Origin of the sequence: Kitasatospora sp. NPDC056273, from assembly GCF_042268845.1 — a bacterium.
Classification (GTDB): Bacteria; Actinomycetota; Actinomycetes; order Streptomycetales; family Streptomycetaceae; genus Kitasatospora.
Genome location: NZ_JBHJSJ010000022.1, coordinates 15,972 through 32,433, shown reverse-complemented (window position 1 = coordinate 32,433; position 16,462 = coordinate 15,972). Strand labels below are relative to the sequence as shown.

General features: G+C 74.2%; 16 protein-coding genes and 1 pseudogene. 4 read left to right on the top strand and 13 right to left on the bottom strand.

The window, feature by feature from the left end:
• Positions 1–29: 29 nt before the first annotated feature.
• The 3 genes from ACFCY1_RS20775 (at position 30) to ACFCY1_RS20765 (ending at position 1,662) form a co-directional block, all read left to right on the top strand.
• Complete coding sequence (locus tag ACFCY1_RS20775) at positions 30–716, top strand: class I SAM-dependent methyltransferase (protein WP_375875507.1); 687 nt, start codon at positions 30–32, stop codon at positions 714–716.
• Positions 713–1,039 (top strand): sulfurtransferase TusA family protein, encoded by a 327-nt coding sequence (locus ACFCY1_RS20770; RefSeq protein ID WP_375875506.1) that lies wholly within the window; start codon positions 713–715, stop codon positions 1,037–1,039. Before ACFCY1_RS20775 ends, ACFCY1_RS20770 begins: the two co-directional genes overlap by 4 nt.
• A 173-nt stretch (positions 1,040–1,212) precedes the next feature.
• On the top strand, positions 1,213–1,662 hold the full coding sequence (locus ACFCY1_RS20765; protein WP_049654244.1) for a hypothetical protein: 450 nt from the start codon (positions 1,213–1,215) through the stop codon (positions 1,660–1,662).
• Between the two features lie 71 nt (positions 1,663–1,733).
• Here ACFCY1_RS20765 and ACFCY1_RS20760 read toward each other — a convergent pair whose 3' ends face one another.
• The 5 genes from ACFCY1_RS20760 to def all read right to left on the bottom strand — a co-directional run bounded on the left by ACFCY1_RS20760 (position 1,734) and on the right by def (position 6,465).
• Positions 1,734–2,675 (bottom strand): MerR family transcriptional regulator, encoded by a 942-nt coding sequence (locus tag ACFCY1_RS20760; protein WP_375875568.1) that lies wholly within the window; start codon positions 2,673–2,675, stop codon positions 1,734–1,736.
• A 66-nt stretch (positions 2,676–2,741) separates the two neighbouring features.
• The gene (locus ACFCY1_RS20755) at positions 2,742–2,972 is read right to left on the bottom strand and encodes a hypothetical protein (protein WP_375875505.1); all 231 of its coding nucleotides are present in this window, start codon (positions 2,970–2,972) and stop codon (positions 2,742–2,744) included.
• Positions 2,973–3,311: 339 nt separating this feature from the next.
• A complete protein-coding gene (locus tag ACFCY1_RS20750) occupies positions 3,312–4,745 on the bottom strand; it encodes an RsmB/NOP family class I SAM-dependent RNA methyltransferase (RefSeq protein ID WP_375875504.1) in 1,434 nt (477 codons plus the stop codon).
• Positions 4,746–4,880: 135 nt separating this feature from the next.
• Positions 4,881–5,819, bottom strand: a complete 939-nt coding sequence (fmt, locus tag ACFCY1_RS20745) for a methionyl-tRNA formyltransferase (protein WP_074002397.1) — start codon at positions 5,817–5,819, stop codon at positions 4,881–4,883.
• 100 nt (positions 5,820–5,919) lie between these two features.
• Complete coding sequence (gene def, locus ACFCY1_RS20740; protein ID WP_375875503.1) at positions 5,920–6,465, bottom strand: peptide deformylase; 546 nt, start codon at positions 6,463–6,465, stop codon at positions 5,920–5,922.
• A 312-nt stretch (positions 6,466–6,777) separates the two neighbouring features.
• Here def and ACFCY1_RS20735 point away from each other — a divergent pair.
• Positions 6,778–7,245: pseudogene (locus ACFCY1_RS20735) on the top strand (hypothetical protein); the annotation flags it as partial.
• Between the two features lie 415 nt (positions 7,246–7,660).
• On the opposite strand, the gene ACFCY1_RS20730 reads toward ACFCY1_RS20735, so the two are convergent.
• The 8 genes from ACFCY1_RS20730 to ACFCY1_RS20695 form a co-directional block, all read right to left on the bottom strand.
• A complete protein-coding gene (locus ACFCY1_RS20730; RefSeq protein ID WP_375875502.1) occupies positions 7,661–9,745 on the bottom strand; it encodes a primosomal protein N' in 2,085 nt (694 codons plus the stop codon).
• A 140-nt stretch (positions 9,746–9,885) separates the two neighbouring features.
• Positions 9,886–11,094, bottom strand: a complete 1,209-nt coding sequence (metK, locus tag ACFCY1_RS20725) for a methionine adenosyltransferase (RefSeq protein WP_074002394.1) — start codon at positions 11,092–11,094, stop codon at positions 9,886–9,888.
• A 152-nt stretch (positions 11,095–11,246) separates the two neighbouring features.
• Positions 11,247–12,476: a bifunctional phosphopantothenoylcysteine decarboxylase/phosphopantothenate--cysteine ligase CoaBC gene (coaBC, locus tag ACFCY1_RS20720; RefSeq protein WP_375875501.1), complete on the bottom strand. Its 1,230-nt coding sequence runs from the start codon at positions 12,474–12,476 to the stop codon at positions 11,247–11,249.
• 188 nt (positions 12,477–12,664) lie between these two features.
• The gene (gene rpoZ, locus ACFCY1_RS20715) at positions 12,665–12,931 is read right to left on the bottom strand and encodes a DNA-directed RNA polymerase subunit omega (RefSeq protein ID WP_030056185.1); all 267 of its coding nucleotides are present in this window, start codon (positions 12,929–12,931) and stop codon (positions 12,665–12,667) included.
• A 37-nt stretch (positions 12,932–12,968) separates the two neighbouring features.
• Entirely contained in the window at positions 12,969–13,526 is a 558-nt protein-coding gene (gene gmk, locus ACFCY1_RS20710) for a guanylate kinase (protein ID WP_049651364.1), read from the bottom strand.
• A gap of 49 nt (positions 13,527–13,575) precedes the next feature.
• Positions 13,576–13,902 (bottom strand): integration host factor, actinobacterial type, encoded by a 327-nt coding sequence (gene mihF, locus ACFCY1_RS20705; RefSeq protein ID WP_030056187.1) that lies wholly within the window; start codon positions 13,900–13,902, stop codon positions 13,576–13,578.
• A gap of 516 nt (positions 13,903–14,418) precedes the next feature.
• Positions 14,419–15,249 carry an orotidine-5'-phosphate decarboxylase gene (gene pyrF / locus ACFCY1_RS20700; protein ID WP_375875500.1) on the bottom strand — a complete coding sequence of 277 codons (831 nt, stop codon included), beginning with the start codon at positions 15,247–15,249 and terminating at the stop codon, positions 14,419–14,421.
• Between the two features lie 44 nt (positions 15,250–15,293).
• Entirely contained in the window at positions 15,294–16,397 is a 1,104-nt protein-coding gene (locus ACFCY1_RS20695; protein WP_117487142.1) for a quinone-dependent dihydroorotate dehydrogenase, read from the bottom strand.
• Positions 16,398–16,462: the final 65 nt, after the last annotated feature.

Here is a 16,462-nt window from a genome sequence, read left to right as displayed (position 1 = left end):
CACCACCCCACCCCGCGAAGGGCCGCACCATGACCGACACCCCCGACGCCGGGCCCGGCCCGGAGCGCGCCCTCGCGGACGCCCAACGCGCGCACTGGCAGCAGACCTACACCGCCAACCCGGGGATGTACGGCGAGCGGCCCTCCGCCCCCGCCGAGTACGCCGCCGGAGTGTTCGCCGCCGCCGGGGCCCGGGAGGTGCTGGAACTCGGCGCCGGTCACGGACGCGACGCGCTGCACTTCGCCCGGGCGGGCTTCCGCGTGCTGGCCGCCGACTTCAGCCCGACCGGCCTGGAGCAGCTGCGCACCACCGCGGCGGACCAGGGCCTGGCCGACCGGCTCTCGGTCCTCGCCCACGACGTCCGCGACCCGCTGCCCCTCCCCGACGCCTCCGTCGACGCGGTCTTCGCCCACATGCTGCTCTGCATGGCACTCTCCACCGGGGAGATCGAGGCGCTCGTCGCCGAGATCCGCCGGGTCCTGCGCCCGGGCGGCACCCTCGTCCGCACCGTCCGCCACACCGGCGACGCCCACTACGGCGCCGGCACCGGCCACGGGGACGACATCTGGGAGCACGGCGGCTTCGCCGTCCACTTCTTCCCCCGCGAGCTGGTGGACAGGCTCGCCGAAGGCTGGCACCTGACCGACGTCCACCCCTTCGAGGAGGGCGAACTGCCCCGCCGCCTCTGGCGCATCACCCAGGAGACGCCCCGATGACCGCCCCCGAAACCGCCACCCCCGACGCCCCGAACGCCCCCGACCTCACCATCGACGGCACCGGCCTGCTCTGCGTCCAGCTCCTGCTCCGACTGCGCGCCCGGATCGCGCACCTCCCCGCCGGCGCGGTGGTCCACATCCACACCACCGACCCCGCCGCCCCGCTCGACCTCCCCGCCTGGTGCCACCTGACCGGCCACGAGTACCTCGGCCAGGTCCCGTACAAGGCCACCGACCGCGAGGTGTACGCCCTGCGCCTCACCTCCGCCCCGGTCCAGACCCGCCCCGACCGCCCCTGGCACCCGGCCCCCGTCACCGACTGACCGACTGACCGACCCGCCCCGCAGGGCGCACCCGGAGCGGGCCACGGCTGCCGCACGCTCCAGGAAGCCTGGCAACGGGCCCGAGGACGGCTCGCGGCCAAGGCCCCCGCAGCGACCGGTGTGCCACCATGATGAGGTACGAACGATCCAGCGCCACAGGGAGGTTGACCGCCGTGGACCCGATCATCAGCTGCCGCTGGCAGGACCCGAGCGGCGAGTGGGCCCTGACCGTCGGCCACAACGGCGACGCCTGGGAACTGCTCGCCTCGGCCCCCTCCTCGTCGGAGTCGATCCCCTTCGCGAACCCGGACGAGGTCCGCCGGCTCGCCCAGGCCCTGCTGGACCTGCCCGCCGAACCCGAGCCGTACGAGTTCGAGTGGCAGCTCTCCCGCAGCGGGCCGGCCCCCGCCCCGGGCGGGCCGCAGCCCCACTTCGCGACCTTCGCCGTCGGCCTCGACCCCACCGACGACCACCGCCCGTACCTCGCCTACCAGTCCTACTACGACCTGGGCCGGGCGACCGGACTCGGCCTGGAGGTGATCTGCGAGGACCCGCCGGTCGACCACCTCCGTGCCCAGGCCCACGCCTTCCTCACCACCTTCTCCGGCCCCACCCGCCGGTAGCCGTACAGACCCACCGCCCCACGGCCCCACCGCCTCACCTCCTCGCCACCCCGCCGCCGAGCAGCCCCGACTCACGCCACCGCGCGCACCGCCCAGTCCACCTCGGCCGCCCAACTCTCCGGCGCGGCCCAACCGTTGACCACCGCCAGCAGCTCCAGGTACCGCTCCCGCCGCGGATCGGCCATCGCCCCCAGCCGCTCCGCCAACCGGTCGCGCACCGCCCCGGCATCCCCCGGCACCGCCCCCGCGCAGCACCGCCCGTACCGCTCCACCAGCACCGCGACGACCGCCGCCGCCTCCGCCGACCCGGGCTCCACCCCGGCCGCGACCGCCGGCCCGGCCAACTCCCGCACCGCCACCGCCAGTCCGGGCCTCGGCAGCCCCGTGCCGGCCGCCTCCGCGGCCTCCGCCTCGGCGAGCCCGCGCAGCAGCGCCCGGAACCCGGCGTCCCCCGCCAGCTGCGCCAACTCCACCCAGGCCTCGACCTGTTCGACCGACGGCTCCTCCGGCAGCTCCGGCGTCAACGAGCGCGCCACCGCGGCGAACCGCCCGCCGCCCCCGACCCCGCCGTCTTCGATCCCGCCGAACACCCCTGTCAGGAACTCCCCGATCAGGCGCCCCCGTTCATCCTCCGTGAGCCGGGCCAACCGGTGCACGAGCGTCAACTCCTCAGGTGTGGAACCCATCCTGGCCACCGCCCCGAGCACCGCCCGCCGCAGCCGCAGCACCCGGATCTGGAGGTCGATCGCCTCCGCCTGCGCGGCGGCGACGTCGGCCGGCGTCAGTTCACGCTCCACCACCCGCCGGATCGCGGGCAGTCCGAGCCCGAGTTCCCGCAGGGTGCGGACCAGTTCGAGGCGCGCGACGGCCTCTGGGCCGTACCGCCGGTGGCCGGCCGGGTTGCGGTCGGCCGGCGACACGATCCCCTGGTCCGAGTAGAAGCGGACGGTCTTGACCGTCAGCCCCGTGCGCCGGGCCAGCTCACCGATCGTCCAGAGCGCGTCGCCGTTCATGGCCACCACCCTGCTACCTCCCCCTACGGGAGATGCAAGCCGCCCACGGCCGCGGCCGCCCCCGTCTCACCCACGGGGCCCGCGCCGACGCCCCTCCTCCCGCCCGGAGCGCCGCGGTGTCCGCCAGGCGGCGAACAGGATGCCCGCCGCGCCGATGACCGCCTGGAGCGCCCCCGTACCGGCCAGCAGGCAGATCAGGGTGCACACCGCCAGGATCGACATCAGGGCGATCAGATCGAGCGCGCGGCCGTCCGTCCCGGCACCACCGTCACCCCGCGAACCGGCAGGCTCCCCCATCGAACGTCGAATCTCCGATGACACTGCCGCCTCCCACGGCCGGGGAGGGCAGCGCCGAGGATCCGACTCCACACAACGAAACAGCCGCATCGCGCCGCATGTCTTGTGGGGTTGCTTCCCCGGCTTCCGCCGCTCGACGCGACGAAGCCTGCCCCCCAAAGATCATGCAGCCGAGCGGCTACACAGCAGCCATGGAAGCCGACATCCGACGCCGCGTCAACCCCGCCCGGACAGGCGGCGGTTCACCTGCCGGAGCCGACCGGCCGGCCTCCCCGCCGAGGCGACGGCCCCGGCCGGGGAAGCGACCCCGACCGGGGAGGCGGCATCGGTACCCCGCCGTCAGGCGGTACGCCGCAGCAGCGCCAGGTACATCGCGTCCGTCCCGTGCAGGTGCGGCCACAGCTGCACGTCCGGGCCGTCGCCGAGCGCCGGGACGCCGGGCAGCAGCGGGCGCGCGTCGATCCACTCGACCCGGCCGCCCTCGGCCCGCAGCACGTCGTCCACGACCGCCCGGGTCTCCGCGAGGTGCGGCGAGCAGGTCGCGTAGCCGACCACGCCGCCGACCCGGGTGGCCTCGATGGCCGAACGCAGCAGGTCCCGCTGGAGCGGGCCGAAGGCCGCGATGTCCGCCGGCCGGCGCCGCCAGCGCGCCTCCGGGCGGCGGCGCAGCGCGCCGAGGCCGGAGCACGGCACGTCGACCAGCACCCGGTCGAAGCCTTCGGACCGCCAGGCCGGGCGCGTCCCGTCGGCCGCGATCACGGTGTACGGGCCGGGGTTGCCCGCCAGCGCCCGTGCCACCAGCCGGGCCCGGTGCGGCTGCTTCTCGCTCGCGACCAGCGCCGCGCCCCGCTCGGCGGCCAGCGCGCCGAGCAGCGCGGCCTTGCCGCCGGGGCCCGCGCAGCCGTCCAGCCAGAGCCGGTCCGGCCCGTCCAGCGGCGCCGCGGCCAGTGCCAGCGCGACCAGCTGGCTGCCCTCGTCCTGCACGCCCGCCCGGTTCTCCTGCACGGCCGCGACGGCGCCCGGGTCGCCGCCCTCGGCGAGCCGCAGGGCGAACGGGGACCAGCGGCCCGGTTCGGCCTCGGGCAGCGCGTCGGCCAGCTCGCCGACGGTGGCCCGGCCGGGGCGGGCGACCAGGGTGACCTCGGGCCGCTCGTTGTCGGCCCGCAGCAGGTCCTCCATCGCGGCGCGCCCGGAGGCGTCCGGCTGCCAGCGGCCGAGCGAGTCCCAGAGCGCGGAGACCACCCAGCGCGGGTGCGAGTGCACGACCGCCAGGTGGTCCTCGGCGTCCTTGTCGTACGGCGGAGCGACCTTCTCGATCCAGGCGTCCAGGTCGTGGGCGCTGATCCGGCGCAGCACGGCGTTGACGAACTTGGCCTTGCCGTCGCCGAGCACCACCCGGGCCAGCTCGACGGTCGCCGAGACGGCCGCGTGGCTGGGGATGCGGGTGGTGAGCAGCTGGTGGGCGCCGAGCGAGAGCACGTCCAGCACTGGCGGGTCGACCTTGCCGAGCGGCCGGTCGATGCAGGCGGCGATGACCGCGTCGTAGGTGCCCTGCAGGCGCAGGGTGCCGTAGACCAGCTCGGTGGCGAGGGCGGCGTCGCGCCGGTCCATGCCCTTCTGCTCGGCCTCGCGGAGCAGCGAGGGCAGGATCAGGTTGGCGTACGCGTCGCGCTCGTCGACGGCGCGCAGCGCGCGGAACGCGACGATCCGGGCCGGGTCCTTCTTCGGGCGGCGGTGCGGGCGGGGGGCGCGCTTGGCGCTGGGGGTGGTCACAGGTGCCTCAAGGTGCTGCGGTGGTTATCAACGAACGGTGGTTAGCAACGAACTCGGACGACAACGCAATCAGACGACAACGAAGTCGAACGAACACGGACGATCTCAAACGAACAGTAGCGCCAAACCGGAGCGTCAGCCCCCGAAGCGCTCCCCCGCCTCCAGGCGCGCGCCCCGGGCCCAGTCGGCGGCCCGCATCTCCTTCTTCCCCTGCGGACGCACCTCCCCGAGCTCGATGTCGTGGCTGCCGGTCCCGACCCGGACGCTGTTCTTGCCCGCCATCGCGACCTCGCCCGGCGCCAGCTCGGTGGAGTCCGGCAGCAGCCTGACCGGCCCGGTGACCTTCAGCCGCTCACCCCGGAACTCCGTCCAGGCCCCCGGCGCCGGCGCGCAGCCGCGCACCACCCGGTCGATCCGCAGCGCGGGGTGGCTCCAGTCGATCCGCGCGTCCTCGACGCTGATCTTCGGCGCGAGCGTGACGCCCTCGGCGGGCTGCGGCACGGCGTGCAGGGAGCCGTCCTCGATGCCGTCCATGGTGGCCGCGAGCAGCCGCGCGCCGGAGAGGGAGAGCCGGGTGAGCAGCTCGCCGCTGGTGTCGGTCGGGCGGATCTCCTCGGTGATCACGCCGTAGACCGGGCCGGAGTCCAGGCCCTGCTCGATCAGGAAGGTGGACGCGCCGGTGACCTCGTCGCCGGCCAGCACCGCGTGCTGGACCGGGGCCGCGCCGCGCCAGGCGGGCAGCAGCGAGAAGTGCAGGTTGACCCAGCCGTGCTTGGGGATCTCCAGGGTGCCGGGGCGCAGCAGCGCACCGTAGGCGACCACCGGGCAGCAGTCGGGGGCGAGTTCGGTGAGCCGGGCGACGAAGTCCGGGTCGCTGGGCTTCGCCGGCTTGAGGACCTCGATCCCGGCCTCCTCGGCGCGCTGGGCGACGGGGCTGGCGACCAGCTTGCGCCCGCGCCCGGCCGGGGCGTCGGGGCGGGTGACCACGGCGACGACCTCGTGCCGGTCCGAGGCGAGCAGGGCGTCCAGGGCGGGAACGGCGACCTCGGGGGTGCCGGCGAAGACGAGACGCATCAAGTGCCTTTCTGCAAAAGGAAGTTCAAGAAACCAACGAAGACCGACAACGACCGGGGAAGACCACCGGGGCCGCCGGGACCGAAGGAACCGGCCGAACTCAGCGGGCGGAGCCGAAGGTGCCGTGCGGCGAGACCTTGACCACCGGGGCCGGCCCGGCGCCCCAGTCCGCCTCCCGGATCGCCTTCAGCGCGGCCTTGCGCTGCTCGCGGTCCAACCGGTCGATGAAGATGATGCCGTCCAGGTGGTCGGTCTCGTGCTGGATGCACCGGGCGAGCAACTGCGTGCCCTCCACCGTCACCGGATCGCCGTACATGTTGAAGCCCTTGGCCACCACGCCGTACGCGCGCGTGGTGTCGTAGCGCAGGCCCGGCAGCGACAGGCAGCCCTCGGGGCCGTCCTGCTCCTCCTCGCTCAGCGACAGGTCCGGGTTGATCAGGTGCCCGGTGACACCGTCCACGTGGTACGTGAATACCCGCAGCGAGACGCCGAGTTGCGGCGCGGCGAGGCCGGCGCCGGGGGCGTCCAGCATGGTGTCGGTGAGGTCGCCGACCAGCTTGCGCAGTTCCTTGTCGAAGGTGGTCACCGGCTGGGCGGTGGACCGCAGGACGGGGTCTCCGAAGAGACGGATCGGCTGGATCGCCACGGGGTACGGGCTCCTGTCCGTAGGGGCGCGGGCTGCGGTCGGCGGCTGGTTCACCCGCCAGTCTATGCAACCCGCGCGGCCGCCCGCCGAGGGCTTCCCCGGAGCCCGGACCGGCACCGGACCGGCCCCGCCTCAGGGCCCAGACCGGCGCCGGATCAGCACCGGATCGCCGCCCGGCACGCCCCGACTGTGCCGAGCCGCGTTACCCCGGCCCCCGCTTCGGCGTTGGTCAAGAGAGATTGACCGGGGCCGGGCGCAACGGGACACCGCGTCCCGGCCGAGCTGAACCGTACGGAAGGTGGCACGTAGGCCATGGCCGAGCAGATCAACCACGACGCCCGGGCGCGGGCGAGCCTGCACCTGCTGGTGCGGGACATCGAGCGGGTGAGGCGGCAGGTCGACGCGCTGCGGACGCTCACCGCTCAACTGGGCAACGTCTACCGTCCGCGCCGACCGAGCACCTCGGCCGGCTTCGTCGTGTACGGGCGGGCGCCGGCGCCGACCGTGCGCCTGGCACAGGAGCTGCGGGAGAGCGTGGAGACCCTGGTGGCGGCGGCGGTCGAGTTCGACCGGGCGCTGGGGTTCTCCTGGGACTCGGTGGGCTCCGCCCTCGGGGTCACCAAGCAGGCGGTGCACCGGCGCTACGGGATGCGCCGGCCGACCAGCGAACTCCTCGCCGCGAGCGGCGCCGTCCCGGGCCAGGCCCGTCCGGACCGCTCCGAGGAGCTGCCCACGGGCACCGAGCGCACCGGACTGGCCACGACCGTCCCGGCGGCCCGCCAGGGCGGCCTGGACGGTCGCGCCCTGGAGCGCGCCACGATCGACCGCACCGGCATCGACCGCACGCCGATGGACCGCACCACGATCGACCGCACGCCCATCGACCGAACCGGCATCGACCGCGCCGGCATCGACCGTGGCGCGCTGGACCGGGGCCCGCTGGACCGCCCCGGCATCGACCGCACCCCCGTCGACCGCGCCACGACCGACCGCAGCACCCCCGTCGACCGCCCCCAGGCGGACCGACCCGGCATCCCGCTGCGCGGCTGACCGAGCCACGCACCCGGGCCGTCCGGGGCGGGGTGGCCCACTCACCCCGCCCCGCCGGGCCGCCGGTCCCGAAGCCCCCGAACGCGACGCACCCACCCGCGAGCCCCCGAAGCCCCCGAGCCCCGCCCCTCAGCCGATGTCCGTCTCAGCCGATGTCCGTCGGATCCACCCGCACCCGCACCGGCTCCGCCGTCCGCAGCGCGATCCGCGCGATCTGCGCCGCCTTGAGCGCCGCCGCCAGCGCGGCCCCCTGCCCGGGCGGCACCCGCAGCAGCGCCCGCTCCTGCTCCTCCCCCCGCAGCGCCGGCGCGGGCACCGGCCCGAGCACGTCCGCCTCCTCCGGCAGCCGGATCAGGTTCAGCAGGTCCGCGACCGCCGAGGGGCTGCCGCTCACCGAGGCCATCCGGGACACCGGCGGGAAGTGCAGCTGCGCCCGTTCGTCCCGCTCCAGCCCGGCGTGCCCCAAAGGGTCCCACCGGACCAGTGCCTGCACCGGGCGGGCCGAGGGCTCGGCGACCACGACCACCGTCCCGCCCTCCGTCGAGGACCGCGCCAGCGCGGCCGCCGTGAGCCAGAGCCGCAGCGTCTCCTCCCCCGCCCGCAGGTCCGGCCGGCCGAGCAGCGCCCAGCCGTCCAGCAGCAGCACGGCCCCGTACCCGCCGCCGCCCTCGACCACCGGTTCCGCGCCGGGCGTGGAGATCACCAGGGAGGATTCGTCCGGCACGGTGGCCAGCACCGCGTCCCGGCCCGAGGTCCGCACCGGGATGCGCGGGAACGCCTTGCCCAGCTCCTCCGCCGTCCGCCGGGCCCCGACCACCTGGGCCCGCAGCCGGAAGGACCCGCACTCGGGGCAGTGCCAGTCGTTCTCCGGCTCCCCGCACCAGGCGCAGCACAGCGTGGCGTCCGCCGAGGGCGCCTCCAGCGGCCCCTCGCAGCGCCGGCAGCGGGCGGGGGTCCGGCAGCGCCCGCAGGCCAGCCGGGGCACGTAGCCGCGCCGGGGCACCTGGATGAGCACCGGGTGCCCGGCGGCCAGCGACTCCCGGGCGGCCTCCCAGGCCACCGAGGGCAGCCGGGCGGCCTGGGCGGCGGCGTCCCGGTGCTGGTCCTGGTCGGTGACGGTCCGCACCCGGGGCGCGGCCTGCCGCACCGTCTCGCGGTCCGCGACCAGCGGGCGCGCCCAGCCGGTGCTGACCAGCTGCGCGCCCTCCACCGTCACCGCGTGCCCGCCGAGCAGCACCGCGGCGCCCTCGTCGGCGGCCCGCAGCAGCGCCACCTCGCGCACGTGCGGGTGCGGGGCGCGCGGGTCGCTGTGGCTGCCGTCGCCGTCCGACCAGACGACGACCAGCCCGAGGTCCCGCACCGGCGCGAACATGGTGGCCCTGGTCCCGATCACGGCGCGCACCGAGCCCCGGCTCACCGCGAGCCAGCGCTTGTACCGCTCGCGCGGGCCGAGGTCGGCCTCCAGCGCCACGTGCGCCCCGGGGCCGAGCAGTTCGGTCAGCGCCTGGTCGACCCGGGCCACCGAGCGCCCCTCCGGGAGCACGACCAGCGCCCCGCGCCCGCCGGCCAGGGTCGCGGCCACGGCGCGCGCGATCTCGTACGGCCAGCCGGGCCCGGGCAGCGCCGCCCAGACCGCGCGCGGCGAGCCGCCGGCGGTGAGCGAGGCGAGGAAGTCGGGCCCGGCGGGGTAGCGCTGCCAGCCGCCGGGGGCCGGGGCGGCCGGGCGCGGCAGCGGCGGGGGCGAGGGTTCGGCCTCGGCCTTGGCGTGCCGGGGCGGGACGGCCAGCTGGAGCACGTCGGCCAGCGTCCCGGCGTACCGGTCGGCGACGGTCCGGCACAGCCGCAGCAGCTGCGGGGTGAGCACCGGCTCGGGCGAGAGCACCTGGGCCAGCGGGGCGAGCGGGCCGGCGAAGTCGCTCTTCTCCAGCCGGGCGACGATGAACCCGTCGTGCAGTTCCCCGCCCTCGCGCTGGCCCTTCACCACCCGCGCCCCGAACCGCACCCGCACCCGCACCCCGGGCTGGGCCTCCTCGGCCATGGCGGCCGGCACCGCGTAGTCGAAGAACTTGTCGATGGTGAGCACGCCCTTGTCCACCACGACCCGGGCCACCGGCAGGTGCTCGGCCCGCTTGGCCCCGTGCCAGGTGCGCGGCTTGGCCCGCTTGACCGTCTCCCGGATGAACGCCAGCTGCTCCGGCTCGGCGGCCCCGTTCTCCCCTGTGCTGCTCATCGCCACCAAGTACTACCAGGTCACACCGACAATGCACGAAGCGGCGCCCACCCCCGAACGGGGACGGGCGCCGCTTCCGGGCGCTACGGGCCGAGCGTCAGAACGCTACGGGTCGGCGCTCGGGCACCGGGCTCAGGACGTCAGTCCTGGACGGCGGCCTTCAGCTGCTCCACGCGGTCGGTGCGCTCCCAGGTGAAGTCCGGCAGCTCACGGCCGAAGTGGCCGTACGCGGCGGTCTGGGAGTAGATCGGGCGCAGCAGGTCCAGGTCGCGGATGATCGCGGCCGGGCGGAGGTCGAAGACCTCGGAGACGGCCTTCTGGATCGCGAGGACCGGCACCGACTCGGTGCCGAAGGTCTCCACGAACAGGCCGACCGGCTCGGCCTTGCCGATCGCGTACGCGACCTGCACCTCGGCGCGGCGGGCGAGGCCGGCGGCGACGATGTTCTTCGCCACCCAGCGCATCGCGTACGCGGCCGAGCGGTCCACCTTGGACGGGTCCTTGCCGGAGAAGGCGCCGCCGCCGTGGCGGGCCATGCCGCCGTAGGTGTCGATGATGATCTTGCGGCCGGTGAGGCCGGCGTCGCCCATCGGGCCGCCGATCTCGAAGCGGCCGGTCGGGTTGACCAGCAGGCGGTAGCCCTCGGTGGTCAGCTTGATGCCCTGCTCGGCCAGCGCCTTCAGCTCCGGCTCGACGACGAACTCGCGGATGTCCGGGGTGAGCAGCGACTCCAGGTCGATGTCACTGGCGTGCTGGGTGGAGACGACCACGGTGTCGAGGCGGACGGCCTTGTCGCCGTCGTACTCGATGGTGACCTGGGTCTTGCCGTCGGGGCGCAGGTAGGGGATGGTCCCGTTCTTGCGCACCTCGGTCAGGCGGCGGGAGAGGCGGTGCGCCAGGGTGATCGGCAGCGGCATGAGCTCGGGCGTCTCGTCGGACGCGTAGCCGAACATCAGGCCCTGGTCACCGGCGCCCTGCTTGTCCAGGTCGTCCTCGTCGCCCTCGACACGGGCCTCGTACGCGGTGTCGACGCCCTGCGCGATGTCGGGCGACTGGGCACCGATGGACACCGACACGCCGCAGGAGGCGCCGTCGAAGCCCTTCTTGGAGCTGTCGTAGCCGATCTCCAGGATCTTGTCCCGGACGAGCTGGGCGATCGGCGCGTACGCCTTGGTGGTCACCTCGCCGGCCACGTGCACCTGGCCGGTGGTGATGAGCGTCTCCACGGCGACCCGGGACGTCGGGTCCTCCCGCAGGAGAGCGTCAAGGATGGTGTCGCTGATCTGGTCAGCGATCTTGTCGGGGTGTCCCTCGGTCACGGACTCCGAGGTGAACAGGCGGCGAGACACAGCGCTCCCTGGGGTTGCAGCGGCTGCTGACTGAAGTTCCCCGGCTCGTACCGGGGAACTCCGGAAAGACTTGATTCCTGGAGTCTAACGGTCTGGTTCCGCCGAACGTCACCCGCTTCAGGATTTCTCGACCGCCGCGCGAGCGAATCCGATCAGTTGCCGCCTGTTTCCAGCCGCTTTGCGACCAGGTCCCAGACCACGTCCGCGAGCGCCTCCTTCGGGCCCACCGGAACGGCCGTCTCGCCGCCGTCCGAGCCCAGCACCACGGCCTCGTTGACGTCCGTGCCGAAGGCCTTTCCGTTGCCCACCTCGTTCACGACCAGCAGGTCACAGCCCTTGCGCGCGAGCTTGGCGCGGCCGTTGGCGAGCACGTCGTCCGTCTCCGCCGCGAAACCCACCACCAGTTGGCCCGAACGGGCCCGGTGGGCCGAGAGCTCGGCCAGGATGTCCGGATTGCGGACCAGCGCGACCGCGGCCGGTTCGACCCCCTCGACCTTCTTGATCTTGCCGGTGGCGTACTCGGCGGGCCGGAAGTCCGCCACCGCCGCGGCCATCACCACGGCGTCCGCGTCCTTGACCGCCTCCAGCGCCGCCTCGCGCAGCTCCAGCGCGGTCGAGACGTGCACCACGTCCACCCCGGCCGGGTCCGGCAGCTCGGCGTTGGCCGAGAGCAGCGTCACCCGGGCCCCGCGCGCCGCGGCCGTCACGGCGAGCGCGTAGCCCTGCTTGCCGGAGGAGCGGTTGCCGAGGTAGCGCACCGGGTCCAGCGGCTCCCGGGTGCCGCCGGCCGAGACCACCACGTGCCGGCCGGCCAGGTCGGTCGGCACCGGCCCGCCGCGGCGCAGCACGGCCTTGCACGCCTCGAAGATCGCGGAGGGCTCGGGCAGCCGGCCCTTGCCGGTGTCCTTGCCGGTCAGCCGCCCGACGGCCGGCTCCAGCACGATCACGCCCCGGCGGCGCAGCGTGGCGACGTTGTCCCGGGTGGCCGGGTGCTCCCACATCTCGGTGTGCATGGCGGGCGCCAGCACCACCGGGCAGCGGGCGGTGAGCAGGGTGTTGGTCAGCAGGTCGTCGGCGAGGCCGTGGGCGGCCTTGGCGATCAGGTCGGCGGTGGCCGGGGCGACCACGACCAGGTCGGCCTGCTGCCCGATCCGCACGTGCGGCACCTCGTGCACGCGCTCCCAGGTCTCGGTGGCGGCCGGGCGGCCGGACAGCGCGGCCCAGGTCGCCTCGCCGACGAAGTGCAGCGCGGCCGCGGTCGGCACCACGGTGACCTGGTGGCCGGACTCGGTGAAGCGGCGCAGCAGCTCGCACGCCTTGTACGCGGCGATCCCGCCGCTCACGCCGAGGACCACGCGGGGGGCGTCCGCACTCAGAGTCATCTACCGGCCTTTCTCCGCATCGGGCTCCGCATCGGGAACGCGCCCACCCTACGGCCCCCCGGCCCCGCCCCGCACAGCGCCCCGGCCCGACCCCGTACGGCGCTCCGCACCGCGCTCCGGCGCCGGGAACGCCGGAGGGCCCGGCGGAAACGATTCCGCCGGGCCCTCCCGGAAATTCAGCGACCGCCTCAGGCAGCCTCGACCGCCTCGGCGGTCAGCATGCCCGCGTTGATCTCGCGCAGCGCGATCGACAGCGGCTTCTCGTGCACGTGGGTGTCGACCAGCGGGCCGACGTACTCCAGCAGGCCCTCGCCGAGCTGGGAGTAGTAAGCGTTGATCTGGCGCGCGCGCTTGGCGGCGTAGATCACGAGGCTGTACTTGGAGTCGGTGGCCTCGAGCAGCTCGTCGATCGGCGGGTTGATGATGCCCTCGGGCGCGGTCATGGAAGAGGACACGCTAAAACCTTCCGAAAGGGTGGAAAAGACAGACAGGTCAGGCTACACCGAGCAAGGCTAGCAGTTCGGCCGCTACCTGCTCGACCGAGGTGTTGACAAGGGTCGTGTCGAACTCGGGCTCGGCCGCGAGCTCGATCTTGGCCGCCGCCAACCGCTTCTCGATCACGTCCTGCGACTCGGTGCCCCGGCCGGTCAGCCGACGGACCAGCTCGTCCCAGCTCGGCGGGGCCAGGAAGACCAGCTGCGCCTCGGGCATCGACTCGCGCACCTGCCGGGCGCCCTGGAGGTCGATCTCCAGCAGCACCGGCTCGCCGCGCTCCAGCTTCTCCTGCACGGCCGCACGCGGGGTCCCGTAACGGTTCCCGGCGAACTCGGCCCACTCCAGCAGCTCGCCGTTGGCGACCAGCTTGTCGAACTCGTCGTTGTCGACGAAGTGGTACTGGACCCCGTTCTTCTCGCCGGGCCTCGGGTGCCGGGTCGTCGCCGACACCGAGAGCCAGACCTCGGGGTGCATCTTCCTCATATGAGCGACGACCGTGCTCTTGCCGACCCCCGAAGGGCCGGAGAGCACGGTCAGCCGCGGACGCTCACTCATGCACCGATTATCCCGGATCGCGGGGGATCCTGGGACCACGGGGGCACGGTCAGGCGGCGCCACCGCCGAACTCCCGCTCCAGGGAAGCGATCTGGTTCGTACCGAGGCCGCGGACACGCCGGCTCTCACTGATGCCGAGGCGCTCCATGATCTGCTTGGCGCGGACCTTGCCGACGCCGGGAAGGGACTCGAGCAGAGCCGAGACCTTCATCTTGCCGATCACGTCGTTGTCGGCCTTGCCGGCCTTGATCACCTCGTGCAGGGAGGCGCCGGAGTGCTTGAGCCGGTTCTTGACCTCGGCGCGCTCCCGGCGAGCCTCGGCGGCCTTGGCGAGCGCGGCGGTGCGCTGTTCAGGGGTAAGGGGCGGAAGGGCCACGCCGTTCACCTCAGGGTGTGGATGGATGGATTGAGCTAGGACTGGTTTCGGTACCGAGGACACCGTCCGCAAGGGGAACCACAAGGCCCTGACCTGCGGGAGCCACGGAAATCGCGGCTCGCCGATGACCTATCGCCGGACACTACCCGGATTGCGGCGCCACGTCAGGAAAAGAACACGAAAAGTCCTGGTCAGCCAAGGCCGACCAGGACTTTCCAGGGCAAAATGACCGCGATTGCGAGACTTTGGCGGGGCCGATGTGACGGCGCTCACGTCAACTCGGCGGCCACCGCGCGGTCCTGCGGACACTCCGCAGGGTCACCAGCCCGCTACCTGAAGGACGGGTTCCGCTACCAGGACCCGTCTTGCCGATCACTCCCGGGTCCGCGACGCCGGGGCACGCACCTCGCCGCGTTGTCGTCGGTCGCCGATGCTCCGCATGGACTCCCTCCTCCGCCTTGCGATGCACGCACCCCAACGCCGCGCCCTGATCCGGGCTGACCGGCAGGACGGGCCCTACACGGCCTCCGCGAACTCCCCGACGAAGCGCTCCGCCGCCTCGCGCAGCGCCGGCACCGAGGGGCCGTGCTTGAGCACGTCGCGGCTGACGCTCGGCACCACGTTCATCACCGAGGCGCCGAAGACCCGCGGCAGGTCCGCCATGGTCGCGCCCTGGGCGCCGATCCCGGGGGCCAGCAGCGGGCCGTTGATGGCCAGGTCCACGCCCGCGTCGGCCAGCGTCGCGCCGACCACCGCGCCGAAGGAGCCGAGCGGCGCGGCGCCCTCGTTCTCGGCCGCCAGCTGCCGCAGCACCGAGGCCGCGACCGGCTCGCCGTCCGCGCCCACCGCGCGCTGCACCTCGGCGCCCTCGGGGTTGGAGGTGAGCGCCAGCGCGAACACGCCGCAGCCCTGCTCCCGGGCCAGGTCCAGGGCCGGGCGCAGCGAGCCGAAGCCCAGGTACGGGCTGACCGTCACCGCGTCCGAGAACAGCGGGCTGCCCGGCGACAGGAAGGCCTCGGCGTACGCGGCCATGGTGGAGCCGATGTCGCCGCGCTTGGCGTCCATCAGGACCAGCGCGCCGGCCGCCCGGGCCTCCTCGACGGTGCGCTCCAGCACCGCGACGCCCTTGCTGCCGAAGCGCTCGAAGAACGCGGCCTGCGGCTTCAGCACGGCCACCCGGTCGGCCAGCGCCTCGACCACGGTGCGGCTGAAGGACTCCAGCCCGGCGAGGTCGTCGCCGAGCCCCCAGGCGGCGAGCAGGGAGGCGTGCGGGTCGATGCCGACGCAGAGCTGGCCGCGGGTGTCGAGGGCCTGGCGCAGCCGGGCGCCGAACGGGGCGAGGGTCATGTCGTCCTTTCCAGGACCGGTGGGTCCAGAACCGATGGGGGTGTTCACGAGCCGCGGACGGCGCTGCCGACGGCGTCGGCCAGGCTGCGGAAGCCGCCCGCGCGGACCTTGGCGGACAGGCCCTTGTGGATCCGCCGGCACCAGAACGGGCCCTCGTAGATGAAGGCGCTGTAGCCCTGGACCAGGTCGGCGCCGTGGACGATCCGCTGCCAGGCGTCCTCGGCGGTCTCGATGCCGCCGACCGAGACGAGGGTCAGCCGGCCCCCGGTGCGGGCGCGCAGCCGCTGGAGGACCTCCAGGGCGCGGGCCTTGAGCGGGGCACCGGACAGGCCGCCCATGCCGATCTCCTCGACCCGCGCGGCGTCGGCGCGCAGGCCCTCGCGGCCGATCGTGGTGTTGGTGGCGATGATGCCGTCCAGGCCCAGCTCCAGGGCGAGGTCGGCGACCGCGTCGACGTCCTCGTCGGCCAGGTCGGGGGCGATCTTGACCAGCAGCGGCACGTGGTGCGCTGTGGTGCGGTCGGCGGCCTCGCGGACGGCGGAGAGCAGCGGCCGCAGGTGGTCCACGGCCTGGAGGTTGCGCAGCCCGGGGGTGTTCGGCGAGCTGACGTTGACCACCAGGTAGTCGGCGTACTGGGCGAGCCGCTCGGTGGACTTCACGTAGTCGGCGACGGCGTCGGCCTCCTCGACCACCTTGGTCTTGCCGATGTTGACGCCGAGCACCGGGGTGGAGCTGGTGTGCGGGCGGGCGGCCAGCCGGGCGGCGACCCGGGCCGAGCCCTGGTTGTTGAAGCCCATCCGGTTGATCAGCGCGCGGTCCTCGACCAGGCGGAAGAGCCGGGGCGCCGGGTTGCCGGGCTGGGCCTCGCCGGTGACGGTGCCGATCTCGACGTAGTCGAAGCCGAGCATCGACAGGCCGTCGATGCCGACGCCGTTCTTGTCGAAGCCGGCCGCCAGGCCGAACGGGCCGGGCAGGTCGAGGCCGAGGGCGCGGGTGCGCAGGGCCCGGTCGCGCGGGGCGAGCACCAGCCGCACCAGGGTGCGCAGGCCGGGCACCGAGGAGGCGAGGCGGATCCAGAAGAAGGCGAGGTGGTGGGCCTTCTCGGGGTCCATCCTCTTGAAGAGCAGGTCGAACAGAAGCTTGTACAAGGGTGGTTCAACTCCCGGAGCGGATAACGGGCTTGCTCATGGAAGTGGGGGGCACCCGGCTGGCT